We start from the raw sequence: 4,080 nt of genomic DNA on the forward strand, positions 1-4,080 counted from the left end.
CTGGTCGGGCTGTTGCCCGCGCCCCTTTGGGGCGCGGGGTCTCCGACAGACAACCGTCTGCTCGGATACTGACCTCGGTACCTGATACGGCCGGGGCAGACCCACAGGAGAAGAACCATGCCGAAGCCCACCAAGGGTGCCCGTCTGGGCGGCAGCGCCGCGCACGAGAAGCTGCTCCTCGCCAACCTGGCGAAGAGCCTCTTCGAGCACGGCCGCATCACGACCACCGAGGCGAAGGCCCGCCGTCTGCGGCCGTACGCCGAGCGTCTGGTCACCAAGGCGAAGAAGGGCGACCTTCACAACCGCCGTCAGGTGCTCCAGGTGATCACGGACAAGAGCGTCGTGCACACGCTCTTCACCGAGATCGGCCCGCGCTACGAGAACCGCCCGGGTGGCTACACCCGTATCACCAAGATCGGTAACCGCCGCGGCGACAACGCGCCCATGGCTGTCATCGAGCTGGTGGAGGCCCTGACCGTGGCCCAGCAGGCCACCGGTGAGGCCGAGGCGGCCACCAAGCGTGCCGTCAAGGAGGCCGAGGCCAAGGTCGAGGAGACCAAGGCCGACGAGGTCACCGAGGCCGCGGCCGAGGAGTCCAAGGACGCCTGAGGCTCTTGCCTCGTGAGCGGGTCCGCCCTTCGGGGCGGGCCCGCTCTCGCGTTTTTTCCTGGGGACCGGCCCTGAGAGGATCTAGTGGTGAGTGACGAAGCACAGCCCGGACACGTCCGTATCCGCCTCGACCTGTCCTACGACGGCAGCGCCTTCCACGGCTGGGCCAAGCAGGCCGGCGGGAAGCGGACCGTGCAGGGCGAGATCGAGGACGCGCTGCGGACCGTGACCCGGTCCAAGGACACGACGTACGAGCTGACCGTGGCCGGGCGGACCGACGCGGGAGTGCACGCACGCGGGCAGGTGGCCCATGTGGACCTGCCCGTGGAGCTGTGGGCCGAGCACCGGGAGAAGCTGCTCAAGCGGCTGGCCGGGCGGCTGTCCAAGGACGTACGGGTGTGGACCCTGACCGAGGCGCCGGCCGGCTTCAACGCCCGCTTCTCGGCGATCTGGCGCCGGTACGCCTATCGCGTCACCGACAACCCGGGCGGTGTGGACCCGCTGCTGCGCGGCCACGTCCTGTGGCACGACTGGCCTCTCGACGTCGACGCCATGAACGAGGCCGCACGGGCGCTGGTGGGGGAGCACGACTTCGCCGCCTACTGCAAGAAGCGGGAGGGGGCCACCACCATCCGCACGCTCCAGGAGCTGAGCCTGGTGCGTGACACGGAAGGGATCATCACCGCCACCGTCCGCGCCGACGCCTTCTGCCACAACATGGTGCGCTCGCTGATCGGGGCGCTGCTGTTCGTGGGGGACGGGCACCGCACCCCGGACTGGCCGGGCAAGGTGCTGGCCGCGGGCGTACGGGACTCGGCCGTGCATGTCGTACGGCCGCACGGGCTGACGCTGGAGGAGGTCGGCTATCCCGCCGACGAGCTGCTGGCCGCCCGTAACAAGGAGGCGCGCAACAAGCGCTCGCTGCCCGGCGCGGGCTGCTGCTGAGCCCTGCCGCCGGCCGGCCCTCGGGCGGACGCCCCCTGGGGGACCGGACGGAGGGGGGTTCGTCCGGTCACGGGCCGGGGGCTCGTCCGCTCTCGGCGGCCGTGGCGCCCGGGTCAGCCCGTGGAGGCGGCCGACGCCTGGGCCTCGCCGCGCCGGTGGATCTGCTTGAACGCGAACTCGGCGAGGTCGTCACCCGCGCGGAAGACCGCGGTGTCCTTCGTGGTGACGTCCTTGCCCGCGGTGAAGCCGGTGATCGTGAAGTAGGCGTAGCGGCCGAAGGCGTTCGTGGTGGAGCGGCAGACGGCGCCGTTGCAGAAGGCCTTCACGCCCTTGCCGGGCAGCGCCTTGACGATGCTCTTGCTGTCCGCCTCGCCCTTGGCCTTGGTGGCCTGCGCCTCGGTGGTGAAGACGGCCACGCCGACCGTCACCGCGATGTCGCCCTTGGTGTAGGTCACGCGCATCAGCCGGGTGCAGCCGTTGCCGGTGAGGACCTTCGGGAGCGTGCCCTGGGCGGCCGTGGCGCAGCTCTTCGTGTCGTCGGTGCCGGCCTTCTTGTACACGGTCGAGCCGACGGTCAGCTGCGTGCCCGGGAAGAGGATGTCCGGGCCCAGCGGTGCCGTGTCCTTCTTGGCGCTGGCGACGAATTCCTTCGGGTCCAGCGGAGGCGGCGCGGTCGTCGGGTCGAAGGACGGCACCGACGTGCTGCCGCCGTTGGGTATGTCCCCGTTCGAGGGCAGCTGGGAGGCGGCGTTGTTCGCCCCCGAGTTGTCGTTCGCCGACATCACGCCCATGGCGACGGCGGTGCCGATACCGACGGTGGCCAGCACGCCGCCGACGATGAAGAGGATCCGGCGGCGCCGGTGGCGCGTCTCGGAGGCCTCGGCGAGCGCAGCCCAGTCGGGGGACCGGCCGTCGGAGGCGCCGGACCACGGCTGCTCGGAGTTCGGTTTCCACGGATCCCACTGGGACCGGGGTCCCCCCTGCCCATAGTTCATGGGGCGCATCTTAGACGGGACCCGGGGTATCCGGTTCCGCCCCAACGGGCCCTGCGGTCACCGATGTTGGGGGCGTAAGAAGCCCTATAGGCGACATGTCCGAGTGATCCACTCCAAAATTGGGGGGTCGGATCGGCGTGGCGGTGACCGCCATCGCGCACGGTCATGCGGTATTCGGCCCGGTGCGCCCGCGGCGATGTCCTGGCATCGATGTCGGCGGTCTCCTCGACTGCGCGCGCGGTGACTCGGGTCTGCTCGTTTTGACCGACTCATGGGAGCCCGGTACTCTGATTCTTCGTTGTGTATTGGCTCGCTCATTCTCACGGGAGTGGCCTCTACCTAGGTTCCCTGGAGCAGTTACCAGTGGGCGGCATACGGGCAGCGTCCCCGGCATTGTCGTCCCCAGCTGCACGATCGCTTCAGTGATGCCATGTGTCAGCACCCATCCACTGAAGAAGAAGGCTGCGAAGTGCGTACGTACAGCCCCAAGCCCGGCGATGTGACTCGCCAGTGGCACGTCATTGACGCTCAGGACGTCGTCCTGGGCCGTCTCGCCACCACCGCCGCGTCCCTTCTCCGCGGCAAGCACAAGCCGATCTACGCGCCCCACGTCGACACCGGTGACTTCGTCATCATCATCAACGCCGACAAGGTGCACCTCTCCGGCAACAAGCGGACCCAGAAGATGGCGTACCGCCACTCCGGCTACCCGGGCGGTCTCCGCGCGGTCCGCTACGACGAGCTGCTCGACAAGAACCCTGAGAAGGCCATCGAGAAGGCCGTCAAGGGCATGCTCCCCAAGAACACCCTGGGCCGTCAGATGCTCTCGAAGCTGAAGGTCTACTCGGGCGACCAGCACCCCCACGCTGCCCAGCAGCCGGTGCCGTTCGAGATCACCCAGGTCGCGCAGTAGTTCCGGCCACCCCCTAAGACGAAAAGAAATCTGAGGAGAATCGTGGCCGAGACCACCGTTGAGCAGCCGGTCGAAGAGACTGAGCTCGTCGACATCGACAGCTACACCACCGAGTCCGAGGTCCCCCTGGAGGGCGAGTACACCTCGGAGTCGATGGCTTCCCGCTTCGGCGACCCCCAGCCGGCCGCCGGCCTGGGCCGTCGCAAGAACGCCATCGCCCGCGTCCGGATCGTCCCGGGCACCGGCAAGTGGAAGATCAACGGTCGCACCCTTGAGGACTACTTCCCCAACAAGGTGCACCAGCAGGAAGTCAACGAGCCCTTCAAGGTGCTCGAGCTCGAGGGCCGTTACGACGTCATCGCCCGCATCGCGGGTGGCGGTGTCTCCGGCCAGGCCGGCGCCCTGCGCCTCGGCGTGGCCCGTGCCCTGAACGAGGCGGACGTGGACAACAACCGCGGCCCGCTGAAGAAGGCCGGCTTCCTCAAGCGCGACGACCGTGCGGTCGAGCGCAAGAAGGCCGGTCTGAAGAAGGCCCGCAAGGCCCCGCAGTACAGCAAGCGCTAAGCTTCAGCTGCCTCTGCACGTACTCCGAACGCCCCGGCGGCACGCCACAGTGCC

At 68.8% G+C, this 4,080-nt stretch carries 5 protein-coding genes; 4 read left to right on the top strand and 1 reads right to left on the bottom strand.

Annotated elements, in window-relative coordinates; all coding sequences use genetic code 11:
- The first annotated feature begins 117 nt into the window (after nt 1-117).
- Together rplQ and truA are read left to right on the top strand one after the other, a co-directional pair.
- Nucleotides 118-609, top strand: a complete 492-nt coding sequence (gene rplQ / locus ABT085_RS44590; protein WP_351622433.1) for a 50S ribosomal protein L17 — start codon at nt 118-120, stop codon at nt 607-609.
- An 87-nt stretch (nt 610-696) separates the two neighbouring features.
- Nucleotides 697-1,554 carry a tRNA pseudouridine(38-40) synthase TruA gene (truA, locus tag ABT085_RS44595; protein WP_351622436.1) on the top strand — a complete coding sequence of 286 codons (858 nt, stop codon included), beginning with the start codon at nt 697-699 and terminating at the stop codon, nt 1,552-1,554.
- A gap of 113 nt (nt 1,555-1,667) precedes the next feature.
- Here truA and ABT085_RS44600 read toward each other — a convergent pair whose 3' ends face one another.
- Nucleotides 1,668-2,549 (bottom strand): hypothetical protein, encoded by an 882-nt coding sequence (locus ABT085_RS44600; protein WP_351622439.1) that lies wholly within the window; start codon nt 2,547-2,549, stop codon nt 1,668-1,670.
- A gap of 469 nt (nt 2,550-3,018) precedes the next feature.
- Here ABT085_RS44600 and rplM point away from each other — a divergent pair, with 469 nt between their 5' ends.
- Together rplM and rpsI are read left to right on the top strand one after the other, a co-directional pair.
- Nucleotides 3,019-3,462: a 50S ribosomal protein L13 gene (gene rplM, locus ABT085_RS44605; RefSeq protein ID WP_351622442.1), complete on the top strand. Its 444-nt coding sequence runs from the start codon at nt 3,019-3,021 to the stop codon at nt 3,460-3,462.
- 42 nt (nt 3,463-3,504) lie between these two features.
- Nucleotides 3,505-4,026 (top strand): 30S ribosomal protein S9, encoded by a 522-nt coding sequence (gene rpsI, locus ABT085_RS44610; RefSeq protein WP_162468604.1) that lies wholly within the window; start codon nt 3,505-3,507, stop codon nt 4,024-4,026.
- The last annotated feature ends 54 nt before the right edge of the window (nt 4,027-4,080 follow it).

Source organism: Streptomyces sp. NPDC002265, assembly GCF_040296125.1.
Lineage (GTDB): Bacteria > Actinomycetota > Actinomycetes > Streptomycetales > Streptomycetaceae > Streptomyces.